Below are 22809 nucleotides of genomic sequence, written 5' to 3'. Positions count from 1 at the left end.
CGCTTCTCCGGTCAGTCCCGTCTCATTACAAGTGTACTCAGCCCGGGTGTTGGGGACTCCTCCGGTAGCTGGCCGGCGCGCTCGAACACACGCCAAGCATGCGCAACCGGCTCAGCAAAGTTGGGAGTCAAAGGGCCAGCGGCATCTTGTGCGAAGTGGCAGTGCTCAGGGCTTGCGGCGTCGGCAGGGGATCCAGTCGGTGCCTGCGATCGGGACCTGGGCCATCGCGGCCGCCTCCACCGTCAGGGCGGCCAGGTCCTCAGGTTCGAGGTTGGACACGTGTGACTTGCCGCAGGCGCGGGCGATGGTCTGGGTTTCCATGGTCAGCACCTGGAGGTAGTTGGCCAGGCGGCGGCCCCCGATCACGGGGTCGAGGCGGGCGGTCAGCCGAGGGTCCTGGGTGGCGATGCCGGCCGGGTCGGTCCCGTCCTGGAGGTCGTCCCAGAAGCCGGCTGCGGAGCCCAGCTCCCGGTACTCGTCGTCGTAGGCGGGATCGTTGTCGCCGAGGGCGATCAGCGCCGCGGTGCCGATGGAGACCGCATCAGCGCCGAGCGCCAGGGCCTTGGCCACGTCGGCGCCCGACCGGATGCCTCCGGATGCGATCAGCTTCACCGACTTGCGGTGCACGTCGAGGTCCTGGAGGGCTCGGGTGGCTTCGGGGATGGCGGCGATGGTGGGGATACCCACGTGCTCGATGAACACGTCCTGGGTGGCGGCCGTGCCGCCCTGCAGGCCGTCGACCACCACCGCGTCGGCTCCGGCCTTGACGGCGAGGGCGGTGTCGTAGAAGGGACGGGCCGCGCCGACCTTTACGAAGATCGGGACCTGCCAGTCGACGACCTCCCGCAACTCCTGGATCTTGATCTGCAGGTCGTCGGGCCCGGTCCAGTCGGGATGGCGGCAGGCCGATCGCTGGTCGATGCCTGCGGGAAGCGTGCGCATCCCCGCCACGCGCTCGCTGACCTTCTGGCCCAGGAGGATGCCGCCTCCGCCGGGCTTCGCCCCCTGGCCCACCACCACCTCGATGGCGTCGGCCGAGCGCAGGTCGTCGGGATTCTGCCCGTAGCGGGACGGGAGGTACTGGTACACCAGCTTCGAGGAATGCTCCCGCTCCTCGGGAAGCATCCCGCCGTCCCCGCTGGTGGTCGAGGTTCCCATCGCGCTGGCGCCCCGGCCCAGTGCCTCCTTGGCGTTGGCGGACAGCGAGCCGAAGCTCATGCCGGCGATGGTGATGGGGATGGCGATCTCCAGGGGCCGGGCCGCTCTCTCCGCTCCGATGACCAGATCGGTCCCGCACGACTCCCGGTAACCCTCGAGGGGATAGCGCGACATGGACGCTCCCAGGAAGACCAGGTCGTCGAGGATCGGCATCTTCCGCTTGGCGCCCCAGCCCCGGATCCGGTAGACGCCGGTGTTGGCCGCCCTATGGATCTCGGCGATCACGTGCCGGTCGAAGGTGTAGGACTCCCGCAGGCGCCAGCGGTCTCCGGTTCCGCTCATCCGGCTCTCCTCGCGACCTCGGCGTCGACATCGTCGATGTGGAAGTTGTAGAGGCTGCGGGCCGTTCCGTAGCGCCTGAAGTCCTGCGGGTCGGCCTCCATGCCGGCCACGTCGAGTAGCCCGGCGAGGGTCCGGACGTGTTCGGGCCGCATGTCCTTGCGGATGGCGTCCGCTCCGAGACTCGCCACCTCGCCCCGCACGTACAGGTTGGCCTCGTATATGGAGTCGCCGAGGTCGTCGCCCGCGTCACCGAGCACGACCAGGTTTCCGGCCTGGGCCATGAACGCGCTCATGTGGCCCACGTTGCCGCCCACCACGATGTCGACACCCTTCATCGATATGCCGCACCGGGCGCCGGCATTCCCTTCGATCACGACCAGGCCGCCGTGGCCGGTGGCGCCCGCCGACATCGTGGCGCTGCCGGCGACGCGCACGGTTCCCGACATGATGTTCTCGGCCAGCCCGGTGCTGGCGTTGCCGTCGACGTACACCGACCCCTTCTGGTGCATGCCCGCGCAGTAGTAGCCGACCGAACCGTCGATCTCCACGCTGATGTCGGAGTCGATGCCGCAGGCCACAGCATGGGCGCCGCGGGGGTTCAGCACCCGGAACGAACCTTGCTCAGCCCGGTGGAGCATCTGGTTGAGGTCGCGCAGCGATGTCTCAGCCAGGTCGATAGTGGTGATCGGATCCGAGGCGCTCACGCAGCCCGGGTCCACGTGTAGATGACGCCCGGCGCCGGCTCCCATACGGTGGCGTGGCCGGAATCGGGAAGGTGCGTGATGGACCGGTACTCCGAGGACATGGCTACCCAGTCGTCGGTCTCGGCGACTATCGCCGGCTTGCAGGCGATGGGGTCCCGCAGGATGGCGAAACCGTCCGCGATCCCGATAGCGAAGGTGAAGAACCCGTCGAGCGCCACCAGGGCCCGCTCGAGGGCCCGCTTAATGCTGTCGCCCTTTCGCAGGCGCCACGCCAGGTAACCGGCTGCGACCTCGGAGTCGTTCTCGGTCTGGAAGATCTCGCCCTGCCGCTCTAGCCGGGTCCGGAGCCAGTTGTAGTTCGACAGGGATCCGTTGTGGACCAGGCACGTGTCGGCGCCGGTTGCGAAGGGGTGGGATCCGTTGGTCGTGACCGCCGACTCGGTCGCCATCCGGGTGTGGGCGAGGGCATGGGTTCCGGAGCGGGAGCGGAGGTCGTAGTTGATGGCCACCAGATCGGGATCCCCGACCGCCTTGTAGATCTCGATCTGCGATCCGTAGCTGAGGACATCGAGGTCGGGGAAGTTGTCGATCAACCACTGGCGGGCCCGGCCGCCGTCGCCCGCGGTCTCGAGGACGGCGTGATCCCGGATCGGCCGTACCGACACCTCGGCGTCCAGAACGGTTTCCAGGTCGGCGGCAGTACGGCTCCAGTCGGGCCTCCGCCCCTCCGCCAGCACGGTTATGCGGGTTGTCTCGGCTCGACCCTGGTCGTAGATGGCGAATCCGGCGCTATCGGGACCGCGGTCACGCATCTCGTGCAGCATGTCAGCGGTGAGTTCCCCCAGGCGCGATTGGAACCGGTCGGTCTTCAGGAAGAGGCCGACGATGCCGCACATGGTGCCCTCCGGTCAGATCGCCCCAGCACCGCTGGGCTAACGTAGCCTCGCACACTACTAGTGAGGTCCCGTTCCCAGCAGCGGTCCCCGGGGATCGGTCGCCGTACTCGATCGCCGGGCAACTGCTTGCCGGGAGCTGTCCGAGGAGGTTGACGTGGGCTCAGTGGAGGACATCCGGTCCAGGATTGAGGCGGATGGCGTGGAGTTCATCTACGCCATGTTCGTGGAGATGCATGGCAAGCCGTGCGCCAAGCTGGTGCCTGTCGAGGCGCTCGAAGGCCTGATGGCCGACGGCGCCGGGTTCGCCGGATTCGCAGCCGGTCCCATGGGCCAGGATCCCTCCGGCCCCGACATCCTGGCGATCCCGGATCCGGCGTCCTACACGCAGCTGCCGTGGCAGCCGAACGTGGCCGTCATGCAGTGCGACCCCACCGTCGAAGGAGAACTCTGGCCCTACGCCCCCCGGGTTATCCTCCGCACCGCCCTGGAGTCGCTTGCGGAACGCAACCTGGTTCTCAAGTCCGGCTTCGAGGCCGAGTACTCGCTGGTGGCTCGCGGCGATGACGGGACGATCCGGGTTGCCGACCCGCTCGACACCGATCCGCGACCCTGTTACGACGCCCGCCTGCTCACCCGGATGCTGCCCCACCTGACCGAGGTGTCGAAGCACATGAACACCATGGGTTGGGAGAACTACGCCAACGACCACGAGGACGCCAACGGCCAGTTCGAGCAGAACTGGAAGTACTCGGATGCCCTGACCACCGCCGACCGGCTGATCCTGTTCCGCTTCATGGTCCATACCCTGGCCCAGCGGGACGGGCGCTTCGCCACCTTCATGCCCAAGCCCTTCGCCGACCGGACGGGCAACGGACTCCATGCCCACATGAGCCTGTGGACCGGGGACACCGACGAGCCCCTCTTCCCCGCCGGCGACACCGATAGCAAGGGCCTCGGGCTCAGCGAGCTCGCCTACCAGTTCACGGCCGGTCTCCTGGCCCATGCCCAGTCGCTGGTGGCGGTGGCGTGTCCGATCGTCAACTCTTACAAGCGGATGGGGGTCGGGGCGCCCACCTCAGGGGCTACCTGGGCGCCGGCATACGCTGCCTACGGCGGCAACAACCGGACCCACATGATCCGGGTACCCGAGCCCGATCGCATCGAGATACGGCTCCCGGATGGCGCCGCCAACCCCTACCTGCTGTTCGCCGCCATGCTGGCCTGCGGGCTGGACGGCGTCGACAACGGGATGGACCCCGGCGTGCCGAACACCGACAACCTTTTCACCCTCTCGCCTGAGGAGGTGGCGGCTAGGGGCATCAAGACCCTGCCGCCGACGCTGCTGCACGCGGCCGACAACCTGGCCGGCAGCGAAGTGCTACGCGCCGGCCTGGGGATGACTCCCGACGGTCCGTACAGCGACTACTTCGCAGCGGTCAAGCGGCAGGAATTCCTCGACCACCACCACCAGGTGACCCGCTCCGAGGTAAACCAGTACCTAACCCTCATGTGAGTAGGAAGGTTCCTGACCGGGGACTCGCTCCGGTTGATCCGGCGGGATCGGACTCGGCTCAGGTCGGGATGACGTCGACCCGCCGGCCGGCAGCGGCAACAAGAGAGGCGAGGTCGTCGGGGTCGGTAGTGACGATCCGGTCACCGTGAGCGGCCATTGCCGCCAATGCCGCATCAACCGCGTCGTTCAGCCCGGAACGGCCGAGCAGCACGCCGGCTTTGCGGCCGAGATCCTCGTCGAGCGGCACGGTCTCGACTGCCTGGAGCGCTCGAGCGAGCTGGGCTTGGCGACCGGTACCGCCCCGCCATACCTGAGCGACCACACCACCGTGGGTCAGCGGCGGGTGCCCGGACAGCATGGCGCCTTTGAGGCGGCGCCACATCGCTCGATCGTTGCGCTCGAGCGCCAGGAAGGCACCCGCGTCGAGGACGACGCTCATCCGGCTCGGCGGGCTGCGATCCGTGACACGGCGGCGGCGTCCCTGTCCCGCTGAGACTGTTCGGCTATCTCCTCAGTGGTTATAGTCCCGTGGGCAGCCTCGTAGTCCCGGATCAATTCTTCGAGCACGGCGAGACGCCGGTCACGGGCTCGCCGATGCGCCATGGCGCCGGCCACCCACTCGCTCACCGATCGGGCCTGACCGTCTCCGACCGCTGCCTTAGCCTCTTCGATTAGATCCTCGGCCACCGTTATGGTGATCCTTCGTGTTCGCATATAGATAGCATATCATCATATGCGAGTCAACATACCCACCCAGGGCTGTGTCATCGGAGGGTGTGTTCGCGAGCCGGTAGAGTCGGGCAGCCAGAGATACGACCGAAGGATGGAGAGGTGGCACTGCCCGGTATCGGCGAGTTGGTGAGCCTTGAGGGGAAATGCGCCATCGTCACCGGGGCGGCCCGGGGATTCGGCGCGGCCATCTCCCGCCGCCTCGGCAAGGCGGGCGCGACGGTGTTCGTGGCCGACAGGAACAGCGAGGGCGCCGAGCAATCAGCGAAGCGGTTGCGGCGACTGGGGTACGACGCGATCGCGCATAGCGTGGATATCGCTGACCGGGACAGCGTGGAGGCGCTGGTCGATGCTGCGGAGGGGCGAGGCTGCCGGGTGGACATCCTGGTCAACAATGCCTGCATCCACTCGAATTACTACTTCGCGCAGATGCCCTCGCACGACTTCGCCGACACGGTCTCGGTCAACGTGGTCGGCACGTTCCAGATCTCCCAGGCGGTCACTGACCGGCGCTGGTCGTGAAGAGGCTCTGAGTGGGTAGAAGGATCACCTCCGCCGAGACCTTCGACATCAGGTTTCCCACGTCTCTCGAACTCGACGGGTCGGATGCGGTCCACACCGATCCGGACTATTCGGCCGCGTACGTGATCCTCCACACTGATGCCGATGATGGTGTCGAGGGCCACGGGTTCTGCTTCACCCTCGGCAGGGGGAACGAGATCGCGGTGGCTGCGCTCGAAGCTCTCGGCCCGCTGGTGGTCGGTCTCGACCTAGAGGAGATCGTGGCCGACTCGCGGTCCTTCTCCCGCCTCCTCACCCAGGATTCCCAGATGCGCTGGCTCGGTCCCGAAAAGGGCGTGGTCCACATGGCCGCCGCGGCCATCCTCACCGCCGTTTGGGATCTCGCCGCCAAGGTGGCAGGCAAACCCCTGTGGAAGTACCTGGCCGATCTTTCGCCGGAGCAACTGGCGGCGATGGTCGACTACCAGTACCTGTCGGAAGCGCTGACCGAGGAAGAGGCGGTCGAGATGTTGCGTCGTACCGAGCCGGGCAAGGCGGCGAGGGAGCGCCTCTTGCTGGAGCACGGGTATCCGGCCTACGCAACGAGTCCGGGGTGGCTGGGCTACTCGGACTCCAAGCTGGTACGCCTGTGCCGTGAGGCGGTTGACGACGGCTTCACGCTCATCAAGCTCAAGGTCGGTGGTTCTGTCGAAGACGACCGGCGGCGCCTGCGGCTGGCCCGGGAGGCAGTGGGTCCAGACGTGCTGATCGCCGTGGACGCGAACCAGAAATGGGACGTGGGGGAGGCCATCGAGTGGATGGGAGAGCTGGCGTCGCACTCTCCCTACTGGATCGAGGAACCCACCAGCCCGGACGACATCCTCGGCCACGCCGCCATCAGGCGCGCCGTTGCCCCCGTAAAGGTCGCCACGGGCGAAGCGGTCCAGAACCGGGTCATGTTCAAGCAGTTTCTCCAAGCCGAGGCTATCGACATCATGCAGATCGACGCCACCCGGGTGGCCGGGGTGAACGAGAACATCGCCAACCTCCTGCTGGCCGCCAAGTTCGGCGTGCCGGTCGTCCCGCACGCGGGAGGGGTGGGACTGTGCGAGCTGGTCCAGCACCTGGCGATGCTCGACTTCGTCGCGATCGGCGCCGAGGTCGAGGGACGGTCCATCGAGTTCGTCGATCACCTGCACGAACACTTCGTGGATCCGGTGGTGGTCGTCGACGGGTCCTATGTCGCACCCAGCCGGCCCGGGTTCAGTTCCCAGATCCGGCGTGCGTCTCTCGAAGAGTTCCGCTACCCGACGGGTCCGGCCTGGTGTTGATCGCTTCCTCAGGTGGCCATGTTATTGTGGCGCCATAATGATGGTACGTACCCAGATCACGTTGCATGCAGAGCACCACGCACGCGCCAAGGCCCGGGCCGCGGCATTGGGCGTCTCGTTTGCCGAATACATGCGAAGGCTGGTCGATCAGGATCTGGCCGGGTTGTCCAGGGAGGCGCCCGTCTCCATCGTCTTCGATCTCGGTGCCTCGGGACGTGCCGACATCGCGTCGGACAAGCATCGTATGGTGGCCGAGGCGACCGCCGCGGCGATGCGCTTCCGTCCTGGCGGTCCGTGAGCATCTTCGTAGACAGTTCGGCCTGGTACGCCGCGGCTGATCATGGCGATCGCCATAACCCGCGCGCCAAGCAATTGCTTGCAACCGACGAACCCCTCGTAACAAGCGACCACGTGTTGGTCGAGACCTGGCGTCTCATCCACCATTTCATCTCGGCCCACGCAGCAGAACGCTTCTGGGACGGCCTGCGAAGAGGTGTCGCATCTATCGAGCAGACGACGGTTGCCGATCTCGAAGCGGCCTGGGCCATGGGAGAGAGCTTCCCCGACCAGGATTTCTCCCTAGTGGATCGCACCTCCTTCTCGCTCATGCAGCGGCTCGGGATCTCACGGGTCATCACCTTCGACAGAGACTTCGCTGTCTTTCGATATGGCCGCGGCCGCCGGGCCTTCGACGTTCTGATGTGACAGGTGGGCGGCACGAGGAGCATGCGGCCGCATTGCGCAAGCCTTCGACAGCCTCGGAAGTGTCAACATGCCTCAGAAGCCGGGCAGCTTGGCGTGGTCGAACCGGCCCGCTTCGATGCCGGCCAGGGCGCGGTCGAAGATGTCCAGCGCCTCGTCGGCGTCGCTCCGGGTGATGGTCACCGGCGGTGTATCTCCATCGCGTTGGTGAACGCCGGCAGGATCAGGCCGTGTTGAAAGCAGCGGCGCTCCAGATCGGAAATAGACGACTATTCGGGGTGTAACAACTCCCACACCACGTCGGGGCGGAGCGGGTCCGGTCGATCCGGACTCCGAAGGGAGCCAGAGCGTCGGCTACCGCGTTGGCGATGGCGGGCGGCGAGGCGAGGGTGCCCGACCCCCCGACCCCTCGCACTCCCAGAGGGGTGTCCGAAGGCGAGACCATGTTGTCCAAGGTCAGTCGCGGGACCTCCCATCGCGGAGGGGAGCAGGTAGGCGGCGAAGCTGGCCGAAGGAACCTGGCCGCACTCGTCGTGGCTGACCTGCTCGTACAGAGCCTGCCCGATTCCCTGGGCGATCCCGCCATGGATCTGGCCGTCCACGATCCCCGGGTTGATCCCCACCCCGTAGTCGTCGACCGACACGAAGTCGAGGATCATCACCTTCCCGGTCTCCCCCTCCACCTCCAGCCGACAGCCGAATCAACCAACGCTCCCGACACGCGCACACCGGAAGGCGCGGACGAACCGACGTACATCCGGCATCGAGGCCTCCAACCGGGGACCGGTTCATTACCGATCCCAGCGAGGACTCACCCCCAGACCAAGGATTTTACCCCTCTCACCAGCGATTTCGCGCACCGCCAAGTAGCCTGGCGTAGAGACCCTGGCCGGTTCGCGACCACTCGGATCCCAGGTCTTCTGAACCCGGCGAAAGGAAAAGAGATGAGACGAACCTCACTGGCGCTCCTGCTTGCTGCGCTGCTGGTGGTGTCCGCGTGCGGGTCGGAGGAGGAGGAGGCCGGCACGACGGCTGCTGCTCCCCAGACCACAGCGGCGCCGCAGACTACGGCTGCGCCACCTGCCACCGAGGCGCCGGCAGACGAAGCAACCACTACCACCGCTGCTCCGACCACAACGACCGCGACTACCCAAGCCGAGGAGCCGATGGAACCGGTCACGGTCACTTTGTACGTAGGGGGCGTCACCAGCAGCGCGCCGCAGGATTACGCGGCCCAGGCGCAAGGTTTCTTCGAATCGGAGAACATCAACATCGAGGTAGTGGCGCTGGACGGAACATCCCAGGCTGTTCTGGCCGTGGCAGCCGATAGGGGCGGATTCGCCTACACCCAGGGCAGCATCCTGGATGAGATGCTGATAGCTGACAACAACCCGGATGCGCCCCCGCTGATCGCCATATCGGCCGGCGCCATGCGCAATCCCGTTGCTCTCATGTTCCTGGAGGGGAAGGGGATCAGCACTCCGGCTGATCTCCTCGGGAAGACGATCGCCGTTCCGCAGGGTAGCCTGTCGGCCCTGTACCTCGATGTGTTCCTGGATACCCAGGGAATCTCGAAGGACGACGTCACCATCCAGAACATCGGGTTCGGTGCACTGAATCCGGCGTTGCTCGCGGGGCAGGTAGATGCGATCGTTGCCTTTGCCAGGGCGATCGCCAGCCTCTCGATCGTCGCTCCCGAGCAGGGCGACACCATCGGAGCCTTCCTGTTCGCCGAGTACGGCATCGCGGCGCCGATGACCGGGGTGGTGATCCAGAAACGCCTGCTGGACGAGCACCCCGACGTGGCCAGGGCCATCGCCGAAGTCACGACCCGCTCGCTGCATTTCTGCGCCGTCAACGCGGAAGAGTGCGTCACGGACTTCATCACCATCAACGACGGCCGCGACTTCGAGCAGACGCTCGCGGAGTGGAAGGTGGCTCTGGAGGCCCAGTACGGGATCGACCCCGAGGAAGCCGCCGGTATGGATCCGCTCGCACTGGGGTGGTTCGAACCTGACCTCATCGCTGAAACCCTCCCGTCGCTGCGGCAGCTGTTCGAGATAGAGATGGACTTCGACCCGACGACCCTGTACACGAACGAGTTCGTAAGCGAGCCATAAGGAGCCTGGAGGTTGGTTCGGAGTAGCACGAAGGTCGGCCGCGACCTGTCCTCGCTGACGGGTCGCGGCCTTTCCATCCTTTCATTCGTTCTCGGTCTGGCTCTCTGGGAAGTACTGGTCGACATACTCGAGATTCCGAGGTTTCTGTTCCCACCCCCGTCGCAGGTACTCCAGGTCTATTTCACCGGGGACATTCGATGGATGGACCACACTCTGGTGACCCTTCGTGAGGCCCTCTCGGGGTTCGCCATCGGGGTGGCATTCGGCTTCCTGCTGGCGGTGCTGATAACCCTGTCGGACCTGCTCAGCCGGATCGTGATGCCCTACGTGGTTGCGCTCCAGGTACTGCCCAAGGTGGCGATCGCTCCGATTCTCTACGTAATGCTCGGCTTTACCAATACGTCACGAGTCATCCTGATCGTGATCCTGACATTCTTCCCGATCGTCATCAACGTGAGTACGGGCTTGAGTTCCGTGGACAGGAACCTGATCTACCTTCTCAACTCCCTGGGGGCCGGAAACGTGACAGTGTTCTACAAGGTGCGCCTCCCCAACTCCCTGCCGTACTTCTTCGACGGGTTGCGGATCGCCGTATCCGGAGCGCTGGTGGGGGCGATCGTCGCGGAGTTCGTCAGTTCGAACGAGGGACTCGGGTTCCTGATCCTGAACTCCCAGTACACGTTCAACACCACTGCCGCCTTCGGAGCCTTCGTGATACTCACCTTCCTCGGCTTGGCGCTCTACGGAGGCGTGGTGTTTCTCGGGCGACGCCTGATGCCTTGGTACGAACGCGTATGACCTCGGCGCGCGTCGTAACGATGGAGGGGGTGAGCAAGCGCTACTCGACAGCCAAGGGCGAGGATGTGGATGCGGTGGCCGACGTCTCGTTCGAGGTTCGTAGAGGGGAGACCCTCGCCATCGTCGGACCCAGCGGCTGCGGCAAGAGCACGCTGCTCAGGTTGATAGCCGGAGTGGACAGTCCGACCGAGGGGAGGATCGAGCGGGAACGCTCGGACGGTCGCTTCGTGGTCGGGTACGTCTTCCAGGAGTCGAGCCTGATGCAGTGGAGGACGGTGTACGACAACATCAAGCTTCCGCTGGAGGTCGTCAAGGACGGAGGGTCAACGGACAACGTGGACGATCTCATCAGGATGATCGGGATGAAAGGTTTCGAGAACTCCTACCCGATCGAACTGTCGGGTGGGATGCAGCGGCGGGTCTCGCTAGCGCGAGCCTTCGTTCATGGGCCGTCGATCGTGTTGATGGACGAGCCGTTCACCGGAGTGGACGAGTTGACCAAGGAAGCCCTCCAGCACGAACTGGGCACGATGATCAGGGACCTGGGCGCGACCGCGATGCTGGTCACCCACGACATCGAGGAGGCTGTGTTCCTATCCCACCGCATCCTCGTGATGTCACCGAGGCCGGGTTCGATCGTGGCCGAGGTGCCGGTGGATCTGCCCCCTGTCCGGAATCCGTCCATGCGGACCAGCATCGACTTCTTCGCCACGGCCAAAACGGTGCGCGAGAAGTTGCTCGAGATGCATGTCGGGAACGTCCGCCCATCGGAGTGAGCGGCGATCAGGAAGCGTTACCACCAACCCCGAAGTGCGGCAACACCTGCTTCGCGAAGGGCACGATCACCTTCTCGTGCTCCCCCTCGGACCGTGGTGCGGAGAAGCATCTCAGCCAGATCTCGTCGATCCCCATCGAGGTGATCTCCCGGATCTTCCTGATGCAGTCATCGGCGGTCCCGGCTACCGAGAACCGCTTGATGACCTCGTCCGTCAGGAATTCCCGGTCCCTGTATGCGGTCTCGAGTCCCTCACCTCCCAACTCCCGGCACCGGTTGAGAAAACCCGGCAGTTCTTCGGCGAACCCGTCGAAGATCGTGGTGTAGGTATCCGGAGAGGTATTGATGAGGGCCTGGGTTACGAAAGGCCGCACGTTCTCCACCGCCTGCCGACCGTCGTCCGAGATCGAGGTGTAGGCCCAGGACACCAGCCGGATGTCCTCGAGGCTCCGCCCGGCCCTGCGGGCGCCGCGCCGGACCAGCCCGATCGCGTACTCGAGCTGTTCTCTCGACACGTAGGCGGCGATCACCGCGCCGTCCGCCAACTCGCCTGCGAGCTCCAGGTTCTTCGGACTCCGGGTGGCGACGAGTATCGGGATGTCCGGCCTAACGTCGATGTTCAGGCGTGCGTCCGACAGATTGAAGATGCTGCCGTGAAAATCGACGGTCTCCCCGCTGAAGAGCGACCGGATCATGATGATGGTCTCGCGCAGTGCCTGATTCACTCGGCGACGCTCGAGGTGCAGCTGCGGGAAGCCCGACCCTCCTGCTCCGAGGGTCAGGAGGGCCCGGCCTCCGGATAGTTCGTCGAGGGTCGCTACAGCCAGCGCGGTCATCGCCGGGATCCGGGTGTACGGGTCGGCCACGCACGGCCCGATGTTGATCCGGTTGGTAGCCATCGCGTCGGCGGCAAGGGTCACGAAGACGTCCTTCTCGCCCGCGAACCTCTGGTCGGCATGCACGAAACTGTCGAACCCGAGTTCCTCGGCCATCCTGGCCACCGACGCGATCTTCTCGAGTGGCTCGACCGGGGCCATTCCCACACCGAAAGAGACCATCGGACTTCTATCCCTCACCTGCAGCAAGCACTTTGCCGGGCCGGTTCCCGGTGTGGCTGCCCTGCTCGACGACCAGCCGCCCGTTGACGATCACGTATGGGATACCCCCGGGGAACTCCCGAGGATTCTCGAAAGTCGCCTGATCGACCACGGTACCGGGGTCGAAGATGGTCAGGTCCGCATACCATCCGGGGCGGATGCGGCCTCGCTGCTCGAGCCCGAAGTGCTCGGCGGGCAGAGAGGTCATCTTCCGCACCGCTTCTTCGACCGGCAACAGCTTCCGAACGCGGACGAAGTCCCCCAGTACCTTCGGGAAGCATCCGTAATTCCGGGGATGGGGGTAGTAGTCGGCGGCCAGCTTGCCATCGGGGGCGACAGCCGACCCGTCACTCGCCACCATCACCAGAGGGTTCGTGAAGATTCTCTCGATGTCGTCCCGCTCGAGCGTGTGGAACACCATGCTCACCCGCCCGTTCGACGCCTCGAGCATGCTCACAGCAGTCTCGAAGATGTCTTCTCGGCGCTCCTCGGCTATGCGGGCGAGGGTCTTCCCCTCCAGCAGGGGGTCGGGCCCGTATTCGGAGACCGCCATCCGGTCCCCGCCGCCCCGCAACGCCAGCGAGGTGGAGAAGGAACTCTCGATGTCCGCCCTCAGCGCGGCATCGGCCGTTCTCAACAGGAAGGCCTCGACGCCGCCCTCCTGGCACCACTGGGGGAACAGGACGAACAGGGTGCTGCTGGTGGCGTCGTACGGGTACTGGTCACCCAAGACGTCGACACCCTGTTCACGGGCCTTCTCGATTGCCGCGAGCGCCCTTCCGCTCTTACCCCACACATCGGCTCCGAGCGCCTTCAAATGGGAGATCTGGACCCGTACCCGGGCACCCTGTCCGATCGCCAGGGCCTCGTCGATAGCGTCGAACCAGTCGCCGTTGTCACCCTCGCTCCGGATGTGGCTGGCGTATACGCCTCCGTATTCGCTGACGATCCGGGCAAGCTCTATCAACTCCCCCCGCGTTGCATATCCGCCGGGAACGTACCTGAGACCCGAGCACATTCCCCGAGCTCCGCTCCGCATGGCCTCACGGACGTGGTCCCTCATGGCCTCCAACTGGGTGGGGGTCGGCTCGGCCCGGCTGAACCCCATGACGGCCATCCGGACCGTGCCTTGGGCAACCAGCGGGACGACATTGACGGCAGGATCCACGGATCGGACCCGATCGAAGTACTCGCCCACTGTCTTCCAGTCGACCTCGATACCGAACCGTCCCACCCGCTCGGCAATGTCCGCCTGCGCATCCCCGACGGCGGGAGCCAGACCCATCCCGCAGTTCGGGAAGGCTTGGGTGGTCACACCCTGGCGGACCGCGCTCTCGGCCCTCGGGTCGACCAGGATGGTGATGTCCGAGTGGGTATGCACGTCGACAAAGCCGGGAGCCACGATCAGTCCGGTGGCCTCGATGCGCGCCCGGCCTTCGTCGCTCTCGATCTTCCCCACTCGGACTATCCGCTCACCGGCGACTCCGATGTCCGCCGTGTAGAGCGGCCCCCCGGAACCGTCGGCTACCCGGCCGCCGCTGATGACCAGATCCAGCATCCAGATCGACCGGCTCAGAGCACGCTTATCGCGATCTCGCCGAAGCCTTCCTTCCGCATGCGGGGAGCTTCGTGAGCCAGCGCATTCATACCCTGGGTGATCCTGCCGACGATGTTGGTGGCCAGCGGTCCGCTCATGCCCCTGATCGCGCTGTCTCGCTCGTATATGAACCCGATTACGAGAAAGGTGCGGGCATGCCTCGGCCATACCGGTTCTACGAATATCGCCGGTTTGTGGTAGACGAACAGATCTCCTACACACTGGTAGATGGTTTGGTTCTCTTCCGGGATCGGCCCCTGAGTGTCAAGCAAGGTATACACTTCCCTGCCGCTCTCCATGCTGTGAATGGCCCGGTTCCTTATCGGGAGCAGTTCTCGTAGCCAAGCGGTTGTTCTCGGGGCAGCAACCTCGTCCAGGTCGGCGAAGGCTTCAGCCGCTCCGAGTGCTATGCGAACCCGTGTCATCCTGCCCCGCCTGTCATTCCTCGCATCGCTTCACAACCAGCCGTTTGAGTCCCCTATGGCGGATTTCCTCACACTTGTTCATGAAGTCCGCAGGGAGGTCGATGAAGGTCGCGAACAGCGTCGTGACTTGAAGAGTCGGGTCCGCCTCCCGGGCCGGGTCACTTGCCGCTAAACCCAAGCCGGACGGCTCGCCATAGAAGATGGCGAATTCCGAAAGCTCCCGCTCGAACTCCGAACTGTAAGCGAGCTGCTTTCCTCGAGACATCTGAGGCGCCCGCCAGAAATAGACGATGTCTCCTGGTGCGACCACCCCGTGGCTGGACGGTCCCTCAGGCGGAAGTCTGAGAATCTTGTCGCCTTGAAGATGCAACATGATCTCGCGACTCGCCCAGTTCGCATGGATCGACATGCCCTCCACCGGGAGGATCTCCCACACGGCATCGCACGTTTCGGGCACGATATCGTCGTGCATCTCGGCTATCGCCTGTATTCCCTCCAGTTCGAAGACAAGCCTTCTCAAAGATAGTCCATTCTTTCGATGACCAATTCTCTCTGGCCTGTATATATCATCCCCTCACACGCCTCGCGAAGTTCTGCCAGACCGGAGGATATCTCGGCAAACAGGTTCACTGCTTCAGGTCCCCTCGGACCCTGTGGCCTCGTGTCGTGGTCGTACACTATCCCTATTTCGGCGGATTCCAGCCTGCCGTACGGTGTGCCCCGGTAGTAGCGAGCCGGTCTGTAGTAATAGAAGACATCGCCCGGGACGGGAATATAGGTGAGAACGTTCTCCGGGTCGAGATAGGGATCACCGTCCAAATGGCAGCGTATCAAGTGTCCCGACCATATGTCATGGGTTGCCTTGAGACGGAGCGGGAGGAGGTCCCACAAGGCCGAGCAGGTATCGGGACAATCATCATCCAAGAGATCGGCGATAGCGGCGGCGCCCGAACCCGGGAGCGAGATCCTGATGCGACGAGGAGAGGCCGGCAAACCCTGTGATTGGTCAGACATGCGAATGTGATGCCTCGTACTGTCGTGGGACCGGACCTCCCGAATGATCCTAAGGGGGATCTTGTAGACCCGTCAAGCAAGCAGCCTCAGCAGTAGAGGAGGCGCGATGTCGTGGGATTTGGGCGCGCTCGGCGTTCCTGATCTGCCCCTTTCCCGGGTCCGGTCTCTACCCCGCCGCCAGGGGGATATCCGGCCCGGACCGGAAGCCTCCGGCCTATGCGTCCACTATCTCGACGCTGCGGTCGTCCAGCAGCGGGCGGATCTTCTTGACCGCCACCTCTGTGAAGTGCTCGGTCGCCTGGTGCGCGGCGAACGCGGCCCGGTCGACGTACTTCTCCAGAAGCAGGAACCGGCGCCGGTCGTCCACGCTCCTGTAGACCTCGAACGCGAGGCACCCCGGCTCCTCCAGTACCAGAGCCGTATAGCTCCTGAGCAGGTCCGCAACTTCGCCGTCCTTGCCGGGTGCCGTCGTGTAGGTCGCCAGGACAATGGTCATGCCGTTTCCTTCCCTCTGCAGGTAATTCTGTCCTCACGAACGAGGATCGCCGGGACGCCTCGGATATTACGCCGCACCGGGACACTCCCCGTCCGGGTTGGCAGGCGATACAGTTCTGCTTGATGACTCCGGTTCTCACGGCTGAACAGTCCCGGCGCCAGGATGCTATGGCGACCGCGGACCCGCGTACCCTGCTGGACCGGGCCGGCCTGGCGGTCGCTTTGCAGGCGGTCGCCATGGGGGCCGGTTACGGATCGAGGGTGGCGGTGCTGGCCGGTCCCGGCAACAACGGGGGTGACGGCTATGTCGCCGCCCGGCATCTGGCGGGGCGGGGGATAGCGGTGGACGTCTACCCGCTGGCCGAGCCGCGCACCGATCCGGCGACATGGGCTCGCGACCTGGCCCGGCGGGAAGGAGCGCGCTCTCGGAACTGGTCGGACACCAGGCCCGCCGACTTGGTGATCGACGCCCTGTTCGGCGCGGGCTTCCGGGGCGAGCCCCCCGACCTATCGGCGTGGACGCAGCCCGGCCCCGGTGGGGGAGCCGGCGTGCCCTGGCTGGCAGTCGACGTGCCCTCCGGGCTGGATGCCACCACCGGAGAGGCGGCCGGAGGTACGCCCTGCGCCCGGGCCACGGTTACCTTCCACGGCTACCGGGTGGGGCACCTGATCGGTTCCGGACCCGACCGGTGCGGCGATGTGGTGGTGGCCGACATAGGCCTGCCGGATGTGGCGCCGGAGCTCCGGCTGTGCGAGGAAAGCGACGCCCTCCTCCCCGTTCGGTCCCGTACCGCACACAAGTGGTCAGCCGGTTCGGTGTTGGTGGTGGGCGGCTCGGACGGTCTGGACGGGGCCGCCACCCTGACCGCCCGGTCGGCGCTGCGCGCCGGCGCCGGGGCCGTGATGATCGCCTGTCCGCCCACGGTCGAGGAGAAGGTCCGGGCCCCCGAGATCATGACCCGGACGATCGGATCGGGCCGCTCGCTATCTGTGGCCGACCTCTCCCAGGTGGTGGAACTCGCGCAACGCTTCGATCTGGTGATTCTCGGGCCCGGCCTCGGATCGTCTCCCGATCTGGGACCCTTCGTTACCGGGCTTCTTCAGGGTTGGCGGGGGCCGGTGGTAGCCGACGCCGACGCCCTGAACGCCCTCGGCGATCCGGGAGAACTGGCCCGCCAGGGAGACACCGTCATCACCCCGCACGCGGGAGAGTTCCAACGCCTGTCCGGACGGGCGGCCACCTACCAGGAGGCGGCCCGATTGGCCGCAGAGACGGGCGCCACCGTGTTGCTGAAGGGCGCTCCGACATTCGTCATCGGCGCAGAACGGTGGCTGGTCAACTCGGGCGGTCCCGAGCTCGCCACCATCGGCACGGGCGACGTGCTGGCGGGGATGATCGGAGCGTTCTGGGCAGCCGGAGGAGGGGACGGCGCGGAGACGGCCCGGTCGGCCGCCTACTGGCACGGTCGCGCGGCATCCGAGTTGGCCGCCCGGCGTACCGTCACCGCCGATCTCCTGGTCGAGCAGGTGGCCATCACCACCCGCCGCTGAACTGTCGGTTGGCGGGTCGCTCAGGCGATCCGGGTCATCCTCATCTCGCCGTGCTCCCGGATCAGGTGCCTCACCGCGGCGCCACCGTCCCGGATGTGGGGCGAGGCGATATGGCGTTCCAGGTCTTCCTCGCTCCGCCAGTACTCGACGAAGTAGAAGAGGCCGGGGTCGTCGTTGACACCGTGCAGCTGGTAGCCGATGCAGCCCTCCTCCTTGAGGGTGGGTGCGACGAAGCCTGCCAGCGCCTCCCGGACGGTGTCCTCGCCGCCGGGCTCGGCCCGCACCCACGCCACGACGCTCAGAATGTCGCTGTCAGTGGTATCGCTCATGCTCGGGACTGTACTAGCCGCGGTTGCCGTCGGCGGGTCAGGCCAGCAGGCGGGCCGGGTTCTTCCGCAGGAGGGTGTCCAGGTCCGCATCGGAAACCCCCCGAGCTAGGAGGCGGGGGACGATGTGCCGGAGGAAGTGGTCATAGCCGTGGCCGCCGTAGGTGGCCAGCTCGTGCTTGAAACAGATGTCCTGGGCGGGGAAGACGCGGTCGGCCATACCGGCATCGATCAGCATGAGTACGGCATCTATGCGTTCCTCGTCGGACGCGAGCCACGCCTTGCGCATCGAGTAGTAGAGCTCGCGGCCAAAGGTGTCGAAGCCGAAGCGGGCGCCCAGGCTCCGGGCACGGCGGTACCGGTCGAGATCCGAGCGGAACCGGTCGTCGAGGTGGCTCTGGACCACCTTGCCCATGTCGGCGCCGGCGTCCGACAGCACTTCGATCACTTCCAGCGGTGAGTCGGCCCCGGCGGCCGAGTGAGCGATGATGGCGCAGCCCACCTGCTGCTGGGCCAGAGCGGCGGCCCGGAACACCTTGCGTTCGGCCGATCCCATCGGGTACCGGGTGACGCCCAACTCGCCGATCACCCCGGCCTTGATGCCCGTCCCGTCCATTCCGCCCGTGAGGTCCCGGATCATCTCCGCGGCGATATCCTCCACCGACCACTGGTGCAGGCGGGCCGGATGGGTGGCCTCGACGTAGAAGCCGCATCCGGCGATGATGTTGACCCCCGATTCGGTCGCCAGCCATTCCAGGACACGGGCATCGCGTCCCAGGCCGGGCGGGGTGGCGTCGACGATCGAGTCGCCGCCGGCTTCGCGGTAGCGCTTGAGTTCCTCGGCCAGGATGTGTGGCTCATCCACCACCAGGTTGTCCCGGCATGCGAACGGGTTGGCGCGGATGCGGCCCAGGCGTTCCGTAGATACCGGCCGGAAGGCGATGGCGGGATCGTCGTGCGGGCGCCAGTTGCAACGGATGTCGACCAGCAGGTGCTCGTGGACCAGGGTAGTGCCGAGTTCGGCGACCGGGATCTCCCCCAGCACCGTCCGGACCCGGGCCTGTTCGGGCGGAGCCGAGCCCCCTCCGCCGGGTGTCACCCGGACAGGAAGGAGCGAAGGGCGCGATCGAAGCGCTCCACCGTGCTGTCGATCACCTCCTCGGTGTGGGCACTGGACAGGAACAGGTTTCCGAGTCCCGAGATACGCACACCGGCTGCCGCCAGATGCGATTGGAAGGCCGCCCGCCGGGCCTTGTCCGTCATGAGGACCTCGCGGTGGTCCCTCACCGCGCCCATGTCGGTGAACATCAGGTTGAAGACGGTGGGAAGACCCTGGACCAGGCACGGCGCGCCATGGCTGTCTATCACCCCGCGGAGCCCCTGCATGAGGCGGTGGCCTCGCTCTTCCAGCATGTCGTAGAGCTCGCTACCGCCCAGGTAGAGGTGTTCGAGGGCTGCTCGGGCGGCGGCCATGCTGATGGGGGAGGCGTTGAAGGTGCCGGCGTGGGTGACGGTTCCCGTGCTGACGATCTCCATGATCTCCCGCCGGCCTGTCACGCAGCCGACCGGGAAGCCCGACGCGAGGGCCTTCCCCATGGTGGTGAGGTCGGGGGTCACGCCGTAGCGGCCCTGGGCGCCACCCAGGCCGGCCCGGAAGCCTGTGATGACCTCGTCGAAGATGAGCACGATCCCGTGACGGTCACACAGGTCCCGCACCGCCTCCAGGTAGCCGGGCGCCGGCTCGATCACCCCGCTGTTGGCCATGACCGGTTCCATGATGACCGCTGCCACCGAGTCGCCCACCGAGGCCAATACCTCGTCCAGAGCGTCCGCGTCGTTCCACGGCGCCACGGTCAGGGACGACCCTGCCTCCGGCGCCATGCCCGCCGACTCGGGCACGGCCGCCATCCCCAGCCCTTCCGCGCCGGGAACCGACCCGCTGCCCACGTTGAAGAGCACGCTGTCGGCCCAGCCGTGATAGTGCCCCTCGAACTTGACCACCAGGTGGCGACCGGTACTGGCCCTGGCGATCCGCAGCGCGGCCTGGACCGCCTCGGTGCCGGTCATGTTGAAGCGCACCATCTCGGCGGAGGGCACCATTCTGGTGATGAGGCGCGCCGCTTCGACCTCGAGTTCGTGCTGCCCTCCGTACAGGATGCCTTGTGAAAGCTGGTGCTCGACCGCTTCGAGAACGAAATCGGGCCGGTGCCCGAGGAGCATGGGGCCCTGGCCCATGACATAGTCGATCAACCGGTTCCCGTCCGCATCGAACAGGTAAGGGCCCTCAGCCGACTCGAAGAAGATGGGATGGGGCTGTTCCCCCATGCGGACGTTGCTGTTCACCCCCCCGGGTATCACCTTCTTGGAGCTCTCAAGGAGGCGCCGCGACTGCTCGAAGTCAAGCCTGACCATCTCGTCTTGCATCTATCGCACCTCCCGAACCGGTGCCGGCACCCGAATCCCGCCGGATGCTACCCCTGATGGGTCGGCCTAGTTGATCGTGGTCGGTCTGTGTTGCGGGCGGCGTGATCTGGACCGCCATCGACGCCTGTGGCTGCGTCCTGCCTCCTCAACGTACCCTGCGGGTACGTCTTCGTCAGCAGTCCTTGCCATAGACGCCGCTGGCGGCGCCATATCCCACCACCGCCACACAGACCGACCACGGGACCCGCGATAGCAAACGAACGCTAGTTACCGGAGCCCCAAGCGTGGCACCCTCGCCGGTCACCGGGCGAGCGGTGTCGGAGAACACCTATGTGAAGCTGCTGCGCGACCTGGACATCCTTGGGAGCTCAGATGTCTAAGCCTGGTGCTGGCCGCTGCGAGGGCGAGCAGACGAGGGGCTTCGGTCAGGTGATGTTCAGGAGCCAGGACACGCCGAATCGGTCCTCGACCCAGCCGAAGCGCCGTCCGAACCCGTAGCTGCCGACGGGCATGTGGACCGTCCCGCCGTCGGCGAGCGCATCGAAGAGTCGCTCGAGTTCGGGGTCGTCGTCACATTCAATGAACGGCGCGATGCCAGGTGTCATGTCCCACTCGTGCTGGATCGGGGAGTCGATGCAGACGAATCGCCTGCCGAGCACCCGGAAGTCGGCAATCTTCACCTGGCCGGCCGGCCCGTCGCCGTCGCCTTGGTAGAGGTCGAGGCGATCGAGCGTGTAGTCGTCGAAGACTTCGCCGTAGCGCTCCAAAGCCTGTTTCGCCTGTCCGTTCTGGAACAGGATGTGGAAGTCGATTGACTTGGCCATGGTGATTCTTCCTCTCGTAAGGATCGATGTCAGTGCGCGACGAGTTGGATGAGGTTGCCGCAGCCATCGTCGAGAACCGCGGTCGTGACCGGTCCCATCGTCGTCGGGTGCTGGGTGAAGGTCACCCCGGCGGCGCGGAGGCGCTCGTACTCGGATTGGACGTCGTCGGCGGCGAAGGGCGCCAGCGGGATCCCGTCGGCGACCAGGGCGTCGCGGTACGGCGCGACGGCGGGATGACCGGATGGTTCGAGGAGCAGTTCAACGTCTTGTCCCTTCGCCGACGGTGAGCCATCGCTCGCCATTCCCGATCGGCTCGTCGGTGCGCGGTTCGAAGCCGAGCACCTCGGTGTAGAAGCGGAGTGCTTTGTCCTGATCGTCAACGAAGACGCTGGTCACGTGAAGGCGGATGGTCATGGGTTGGTCTCCTCGTTGAGCCATCGGGCCATCGCCGCTCGCAGCGGAGCTGTGTCGATGGTATGGAACTTGTAGCGACCGTCTCGCCGGCTGCGAACGAGTTGCGCGTCTTCGAGAACGGCGAGGTGCTGCGAGATCGCTTGCCGGCTGAGTCTGATGTCATGGTCGGCCGCGAGGCGGCCGCAAATCTCGAACAGGGTTTGGTCGTCCCGAGCGACCAGGACGTCCAAGATCGCCCGGCGGGCCGGTGCGTTGAGCGCATCGAAGACATCGGCCACGACTGGACATCATAGGCAAGTTCACACTTGCATACAAGTCGGGACTTGCCTATGGTAGTGCCTCTACGCCCGGATGGCCTGGCCGACCGGCTCAGGTTCTCGACGGAGGTATGGCACATGACGGAACCGAGGAGCGAGAAGGCACACTGGATGCCACCGCGTTGGTTTGTTCGTCTCGCTTGGTGGATTCATGCTGAGCTGTACCGGCTCACGGGTGGGAGGCTGGGGCTCCGTCGGCCGAGGCCCGATCAATACGGCTTAATGCATCTGACGGCTATCGGACGCCGTTCTGGACAGAAGCGCGCGGTGATGCTGGCCTACGTCGAGGACGGCCCCAACCTGGTGACCATGGCCATGAACGGCTGGGATCCTGCTGAGCCTGCGTGGTGGCTGAACCTCCAGGCCAACCCGGAGGCGCACGTAGAGCTTGTCGATGACGATCGTGATGTGATCGCGCGTCCGGCGACCGAAGAGGAACAACACCGCCTCTGGCAACGATGGACCGAGGTGAACCGAAAGCTTGACGAGTTCGCAGTCCGCCGTACGAATGGAACCACCGTCGTCATCCTCGAGCCCGCCCAGGCAGGGGCGTAGGTATGTCGGACACACCCGACGACGTTGCGTACACCAGCCTCACTGCTGACCAGATCGTTCGATATGCTCCGGCCACCCGGGCGGGTGGTCGAGTACGCCAAGGGTGACGTGTTGTTCGTGGAGGGCGACACCAACCTCGATCTGTATGGCTGGTTTGGTGTCGTCGGCGTGGATCCAGTCGAAGTCCAGGTCTTCTGAGAA

General features: G+C 65.6%; 28 protein-coding genes and 1 pseudogene. 11 read left to right on the top strand and 18 right to left on the bottom strand.

What is annotated here, in order from left to right; genetic code table 11:
* Positions 1 to 165: 165 nt before the first annotated feature.
* The 3 genes from ACOQPD_RS08595 to ACOQPD_RS08585 all read right to left on the bottom strand — a co-directional run bounded on the left by ACOQPD_RS08595 (position 166) and on the right by ACOQPD_RS08585 (position 3100).
* Positions 166 to 1500: an FMN-binding glutamate synthase family protein gene (locus ACOQPD_RS08595; RefSeq protein WP_420611540.1), complete on the bottom strand. Its 1335-nt coding sequence runs from the start codon at positions 1498 to 1500 to the stop codon at positions 166 to 168.
* Positions 1497 to 2138, bottom strand: coding sequence for a hypothetical protein (locus ACOQPD_RS08590; protein WP_420614375.1), 642 nt, complete (start codon positions 2136 to 2138; stop codon positions 1497 to 1499). The genes ACOQPD_RS08595 and ACOQPD_RS08590 overlap by 4 nt, the downstream gene beginning before the upstream one ends.
* A 62-nt stretch (positions 2139 to 2200) precedes the next feature.
* Positions 2201 to 3100: an amidophosphoribosyltransferase gene (locus tag ACOQPD_RS08585; RefSeq protein WP_420611539.1), complete on the bottom strand. Its 900-nt coding sequence runs from the start codon at positions 3098 to 3100 to the stop codon at positions 2201 to 2203.
* 154 nt (positions 3101 to 3254) lie between these two features.
* On the opposite strand from ACOQPD_RS08585, the gene glnT reads away from it, so the two are divergent.
* Positions 3255 to 4613: a type III glutamate--ammonia ligase gene (glnT, locus tag ACOQPD_RS08580; protein ID WP_420611538.1), complete on the top strand. Its 1359-nt coding sequence runs from the start codon at positions 3255 to 3257 to the stop codon at positions 4611 to 4613.
* A 58-nt stretch (positions 4614 to 4671) separates the two neighbouring features.
* Here glnT and ACOQPD_RS08575 read toward each other — a convergent pair whose 3' ends face one another.
* The gene (locus ACOQPD_RS08575) at positions 4672 to 5052 is read right to left on the bottom strand and encodes a hypothetical protein (protein ID WP_420611537.1); all 381 of its coding nucleotides are present in this window, start codon (positions 5050 to 5052) and stop codon (positions 4672 to 4674) included.
* A complete protein-coding gene (locus ACOQPD_RS08570) occupies positions 5049 to 5300 on the bottom strand; it encodes a hypothetical protein (RefSeq protein ID WP_420611536.1) in 252 nt (83 codons plus the stop codon). Before ACOQPD_RS08570 ends, ACOQPD_RS08575 begins: the two co-directional genes overlap by 4 nt.
* Before the next feature lie 144 nt (positions 5301 to 5444).
* Between ACOQPD_RS08570 and ACOQPD_RS08565 the strand changes: the two genes are divergently transcribed.
* The 4 genes from ACOQPD_RS08565 to ACOQPD_RS08550 are packed head-to-tail and all read left to right on the top strand — an operon-like array spanning position 5445 to position 7879.
* Positions 5445 to 5864 carry an SDR family NAD(P)-dependent oxidoreductase gene (locus ACOQPD_RS08565; RefSeq protein WP_420611535.1) on the top strand — a complete coding sequence of 140 codons (420 nt, stop codon included), beginning with the start codon at positions 5445 to 5447 and terminating at the stop codon, positions 5862 to 5864.
* Between the two features lie 11 nt (positions 5865 to 5875).
* Positions 5876 to 7174 carry an enolase C-terminal domain-like protein gene (locus ACOQPD_RS08560; protein ID WP_420611534.1) on the top strand — a complete coding sequence of 433 codons (1299 nt, stop codon included), beginning with the start codon at positions 5876 to 5878 and terminating at the stop codon, positions 7172 to 7174.
* A 37-nt stretch (positions 7175 to 7211) separates the two neighbouring features.
* Positions 7212 to 7472 (top strand): hypothetical protein, encoded by a 261-nt coding sequence (locus tag ACOQPD_RS08555; RefSeq protein WP_420611533.1) that lies wholly within the window; start codon positions 7212 to 7214, stop codon positions 7470 to 7472.
* Positions 7469 to 7879, top strand: coding sequence for a type II toxin-antitoxin system VapC family toxin (locus ACOQPD_RS08550; protein ID WP_420611532.1), 411 nt, complete (start codon positions 7469 to 7471; stop codon positions 7877 to 7879). Before ACOQPD_RS08555 ends, ACOQPD_RS08550 begins: the two co-directional genes overlap by 4 nt.
* Before the next feature lie 266 nt (positions 7880 to 8145).
* On the opposite strand, the gene ACOQPD_RS08545 is transcribed toward ACOQPD_RS08550, so the two are convergent.
* Positions 8146 to 8559 (bottom strand): molybdopterin cofactor-binding domain-containing protein, encoded by a 414-nt coding sequence (locus ACOQPD_RS08545; RefSeq protein ID WP_420611531.1) that lies wholly within the window; start codon positions 8557 to 8559, stop codon positions 8146 to 8148.
* Between the two features lie 261 nt (positions 8560 to 8820).
* On the opposite strand from ACOQPD_RS08545, the gene ACOQPD_RS08540 reads away from it, so the two are divergent.
* The 3 genes from ACOQPD_RS08540 to ACOQPD_RS08530 are packed head-to-tail and all read left to right on the top strand — an operon-like array spanning position 8821 to position 11570.
* Positions 8821 to 9996, top strand: coding sequence for an ABC transporter substrate-binding protein (locus ACOQPD_RS08540; protein WP_420611530.1), 1176 nt, complete (start codon positions 8821 to 8823; stop codon positions 9994 to 9996).
* 12 nt (positions 9997 to 10008) lie between these two features.
* Positions 10009 to 10794, top strand: a complete 786-nt coding sequence (locus tag ACOQPD_RS08535) for an ABC transporter permease (protein ID WP_420611529.1) — start codon at positions 10009 to 10011, stop codon at positions 10792 to 10794.
* On the top strand, positions 10791 to 11570 hold the full coding sequence (locus tag ACOQPD_RS08530) for an ABC transporter ATP-binding protein (protein ID WP_420611528.1): 780 nt from the start codon (positions 10791 to 10793) through the stop codon (positions 11568 to 11570). The genes ACOQPD_RS08535 and ACOQPD_RS08530 overlap by 4 nt, the downstream gene beginning before the upstream one ends.
* 7 nt (positions 11571 to 11577) lie before the next feature.
* Here the strand turns inward: ACOQPD_RS08530 and ACOQPD_RS08525 are convergent, their stop codons facing one another.
* The 6 genes from ACOQPD_RS08525 to ACOQPD_RS08500 form a co-directional block, all read right to left on the bottom strand.
* Positions 11578 to 12627, bottom strand: a complete 1050-nt coding sequence (locus tag ACOQPD_RS08525) for an LLM class flavin-dependent oxidoreductase (RefSeq protein ID WP_420611527.1) — start codon at positions 12625 to 12627, stop codon at positions 11578 to 11580.
* Between the two features lie 7 nt (positions 12628 to 12634).
* Positions 12635 to 14224: an N-acyl-D-amino-acid deacylase family protein gene (locus ACOQPD_RS08520; protein WP_420611526.1), complete on the bottom strand. Its 1590-nt coding sequence runs from the start codon at positions 14222 to 14224 to the stop codon at positions 12635 to 12637.
* Between the two features lie 14 nt (positions 14225 to 14238).
* Complete coding sequence (locus tag ACOQPD_RS08515; RefSeq protein ID WP_420611525.1) at positions 14239 to 14688, bottom strand: DUF3830 family protein; 450 nt, start codon at positions 14686 to 14688, stop codon at positions 14239 to 14241.
* Positions 14689 to 14701: 13 nt separating this feature from the next.
* Entirely contained in the window at positions 14702 to 15208 is a 507-nt protein-coding gene (locus ACOQPD_RS08510; protein WP_420611524.1) for a DUF3830 family protein, read from the bottom strand.
* Entirely contained in the window at positions 15205 to 15702 is a 498-nt protein-coding gene (locus ACOQPD_RS08505; protein WP_420611523.1) for a DUF3830 family protein, read from the bottom strand. The genes ACOQPD_RS08510 and ACOQPD_RS08505 overlap by 4 nt, the downstream gene beginning before the upstream one ends.
* 214 nt (positions 15703 to 15916) lie before the next feature.
* On the bottom strand, positions 15917 to 16198 hold the full coding sequence (locus tag ACOQPD_RS08500) for a putative quinol monooxygenase (protein ID WP_420611521.1): 282 nt from the start codon (positions 16196 to 16198) through the stop codon (positions 15917 to 15919).
* 167 nt (positions 16199 to 16365) lie between these two features.
* Here ACOQPD_RS08500 and ACOQPD_RS08495 point away from each other — a divergent pair, with 167 nt between their 5' ends.
* Positions 16366 to 17748 (top strand): NAD(P)H-hydrate dehydratase, encoded by a 1383-nt coding sequence (locus ACOQPD_RS08495; RefSeq protein WP_420611520.1) that lies wholly within the window; start codon positions 16366 to 16368, stop codon positions 17746 to 17748.
* Between the two features lie 20 nt (positions 17749 to 17768).
* On the opposite strand, the gene ACOQPD_RS08490 is transcribed toward ACOQPD_RS08495, so the two are convergent.
* From ACOQPD_RS08490 to ACOQPD_RS08465, 6 genes and pseudogenes are all read right to left on the bottom strand, one after another.
* Positions 17769 to 18077, bottom strand: coding sequence for a putative quinol monooxygenase (locus ACOQPD_RS08490; protein ID WP_420611519.1), 309 nt, complete (start codon positions 18075 to 18077; stop codon positions 17769 to 17771).
* A 37-nt stretch (positions 18078 to 18114) separates the two neighbouring features.
* Positions 18115 to 19119 carry a phosphotriesterase family protein gene (locus tag ACOQPD_RS08485; protein WP_420611518.1) on the bottom strand — a complete coding sequence of 335 codons (1005 nt, stop codon included), beginning with the start codon at positions 19117 to 19119 and terminating at the stop codon, positions 18115 to 18117.
* A gap of 50 nt (positions 19120 to 19169) precedes the next feature.
* Positions 19170 to 20498, bottom strand: a complete 1329-nt coding sequence (locus ACOQPD_RS08480) for an aspartate aminotransferase family protein (protein ID WP_420611517.1) — start codon at positions 20496 to 20498, stop codon at positions 19170 to 19172.
* A gap of 425 nt (positions 20499 to 20923) precedes the next feature.
* Positions 20924 to 21322, bottom strand: coding sequence for a VOC family protein (locus ACOQPD_RS08475; RefSeq protein ID WP_420611516.1), 399 nt, complete (start codon positions 21320 to 21322; stop codon positions 20924 to 20926).
* Between the two features lie 29 nt (positions 21323 to 21351).
* Positions 21352 to 21730: pseudogene (locus ACOQPD_RS08470) on the bottom strand (VOC family protein).
* A 2-nt stretch (positions 21731 to 21732) separates the two neighbouring features.
* The gene (locus ACOQPD_RS08465; protein WP_420611515.1) at positions 21733 to 22014 is read right to left on the bottom strand and encodes an ArsR/SmtB family transcription factor; all 282 of its coding nucleotides are present in this window, start codon (positions 22012 to 22014) and stop codon (positions 21733 to 21735) included.
* A 51-nt stretch (positions 22015 to 22065) separates the two neighbouring features.
* Here ACOQPD_RS08465 and ACOQPD_RS08460 point away from each other — a divergent pair, with 51 nt between their 5' ends.
* Both ACOQPD_RS08460 and ACOQPD_RS08455 read left to right on the top strand, forming a co-directional pair.
* Entirely contained in the window at positions 22066 to 22608 is a 543-nt protein-coding gene (locus tag ACOQPD_RS08460; protein ID WP_420611513.1) for a nitroreductase/quinone reductase family protein, read from the top strand.
* A gap of 24 nt (positions 22609 to 22632) precedes the next feature.
* On the top strand, positions 22633 to 22806 hold the full coding sequence (locus ACOQPD_RS08455; protein WP_420611512.1) for a hypothetical protein: 174 nt from the start codon (positions 22633 to 22635) through the stop codon (positions 22804 to 22806).
* The last annotated feature ends 3 nt before the right edge of the window (positions 22807 to 22809 follow it).

The sequence above is a fragment of the Candidatus Spongiisocius sp. genome (assembly GCF_965221825.1).
GTDB lineage: Bacteria > Actinomycetota > Acidimicrobiia > Spongiisociales > Spongiisociaceae > Spongiisocius.
The sequence above is the reverse complement of the archived record's forward strand: the minus strand, read 5'-3'. Positions and strand labels throughout refer to the sequence as shown.

What these genes read in the sequence shown, in the direction of transcription:
- ACOQPD_RS08590 (WP_420614375.1), bottom strand. Translation starts at nt 2,138, where the DNA reads ATGCTCCACCGGGCTGAGCAAGGTTCGTTCCGGGTGCTGAACCCCCGC.
- ACOQPD_RS08500 (WP_420611521.1), bottom strand. Translation starts at nt 16,198, where the DNA reads ATGACCATTGTCCTGGCGACCTACACGACGGCACCCGGCAAGGACGGC.
- ACOQPD_RS08555 (WP_420611533.1), top strand. Translation starts at nt 7,212, where the DNA reads ATGATGGTACGTACCCAGATCACGTTGCATGCAGAGCACCACGCACGC.
- ACOQPD_RS08520 (WP_420611526.1), bottom strand. Translation starts at nt 14,224, where the DNA reads ATGCTGGATCTGGTCATCAGCGGCGGCCGGGTAGCCGACGGTTCCGGG.
- ACOQPD_RS08495 (WP_420611520.1), top strand. Translation starts at nt 16,366, where the DNA reads ATGGCGACCGCGGACCCGCGTACCCTGCTGGACCGGGCCGGCCTGGCG.
- ACOQPD_RS08525 (WP_420611527.1), bottom strand. Translation starts at nt 12,627, where the DNA reads ATGGTCTCTTTCGGTGTGGGAATGGCCCCGGTCGAGCCACTCGAGAAG.
- ACOQPD_RS08490 (WP_420611519.1), bottom strand. Translation starts at nt 18,077, where the DNA reads ATGAGCGATACCACTGACAGCGACATTCTGAGCGTCGTGGCGTGGGTG.
- ACOQPD_RS08460 (WP_420611513.1), top strand. Translation starts at nt 22,066, where the DNA reads ATGGTAGTGCCTCTACGCCCGGATGGCCTGGCCGACCGGCTCAGGTTC.
- ACOQPD_RS08475 (WP_420611516.1), bottom strand. Translation starts at nt 21,322, where the DNA reads ATGGCCAAGTCAATCGACTTCCACATCCTGTTCCAGAACGGACAGGCG.
- ACOQPD_RS08540 (WP_420611530.1), top strand. Translation starts at nt 8,821, where the DNA reads ATGAGACGAACCTCACTGGCGCTCCTGCTTGCTGCGCTGCTGGTGGTG.
- ACOQPD_RS08515 (WP_420611525.1), bottom strand. Translation starts at nt 14,688, where the DNA reads ATGACACGGGTTCGCATAGCACTCGGAGCGGCTGAAGCCTTCGCCGAC.
- ACOQPD_RS08595 (WP_420611540.1), bottom strand. Translation starts at nt 1,500, where the DNA reads ATGAGCGGAACCGGAGACCGCTGGCGCCTGCGGGAGTCCTACACCTTC.
- ACOQPD_RS08585 (WP_420611539.1), bottom strand. Translation starts at nt 3,100, where the DNA reads ATGTGCGGCATCGTCGGCCTCTTCCTGAAGACCGACCGGTTCCAATCG.
- ACOQPD_RS08480 (WP_420611517.1), bottom strand. Translation starts at nt 20,498, where the DNA reads ATGCAAGACGAGATGGTCAGGCTTGACTTCGAGCAGTCGCGGCGCCTC.
- ACOQPD_RS08530 (WP_420611528.1), top strand. Translation starts at nt 10,791, where the DNA reads ATGACCTCGGCGCGCGTCGTAACGATGGAGGGGGTGAGCAAGCGCTAC.
- ACOQPD_RS08575 (WP_420611537.1), bottom strand. Translation starts at nt 5,052, where the DNA reads ATGAGCGTCGTCCTCGACGCGGGTGCCTTCCTGGCGCTCGAGCGCAAC.
- ACOQPD_RS08505 (WP_420611523.1), bottom strand. Translation starts at nt 15,702, where the DNA reads ATGTCTGACCAATCACAGGGTTTGCCGGCCTCTCCTCGTCGCATCAGG.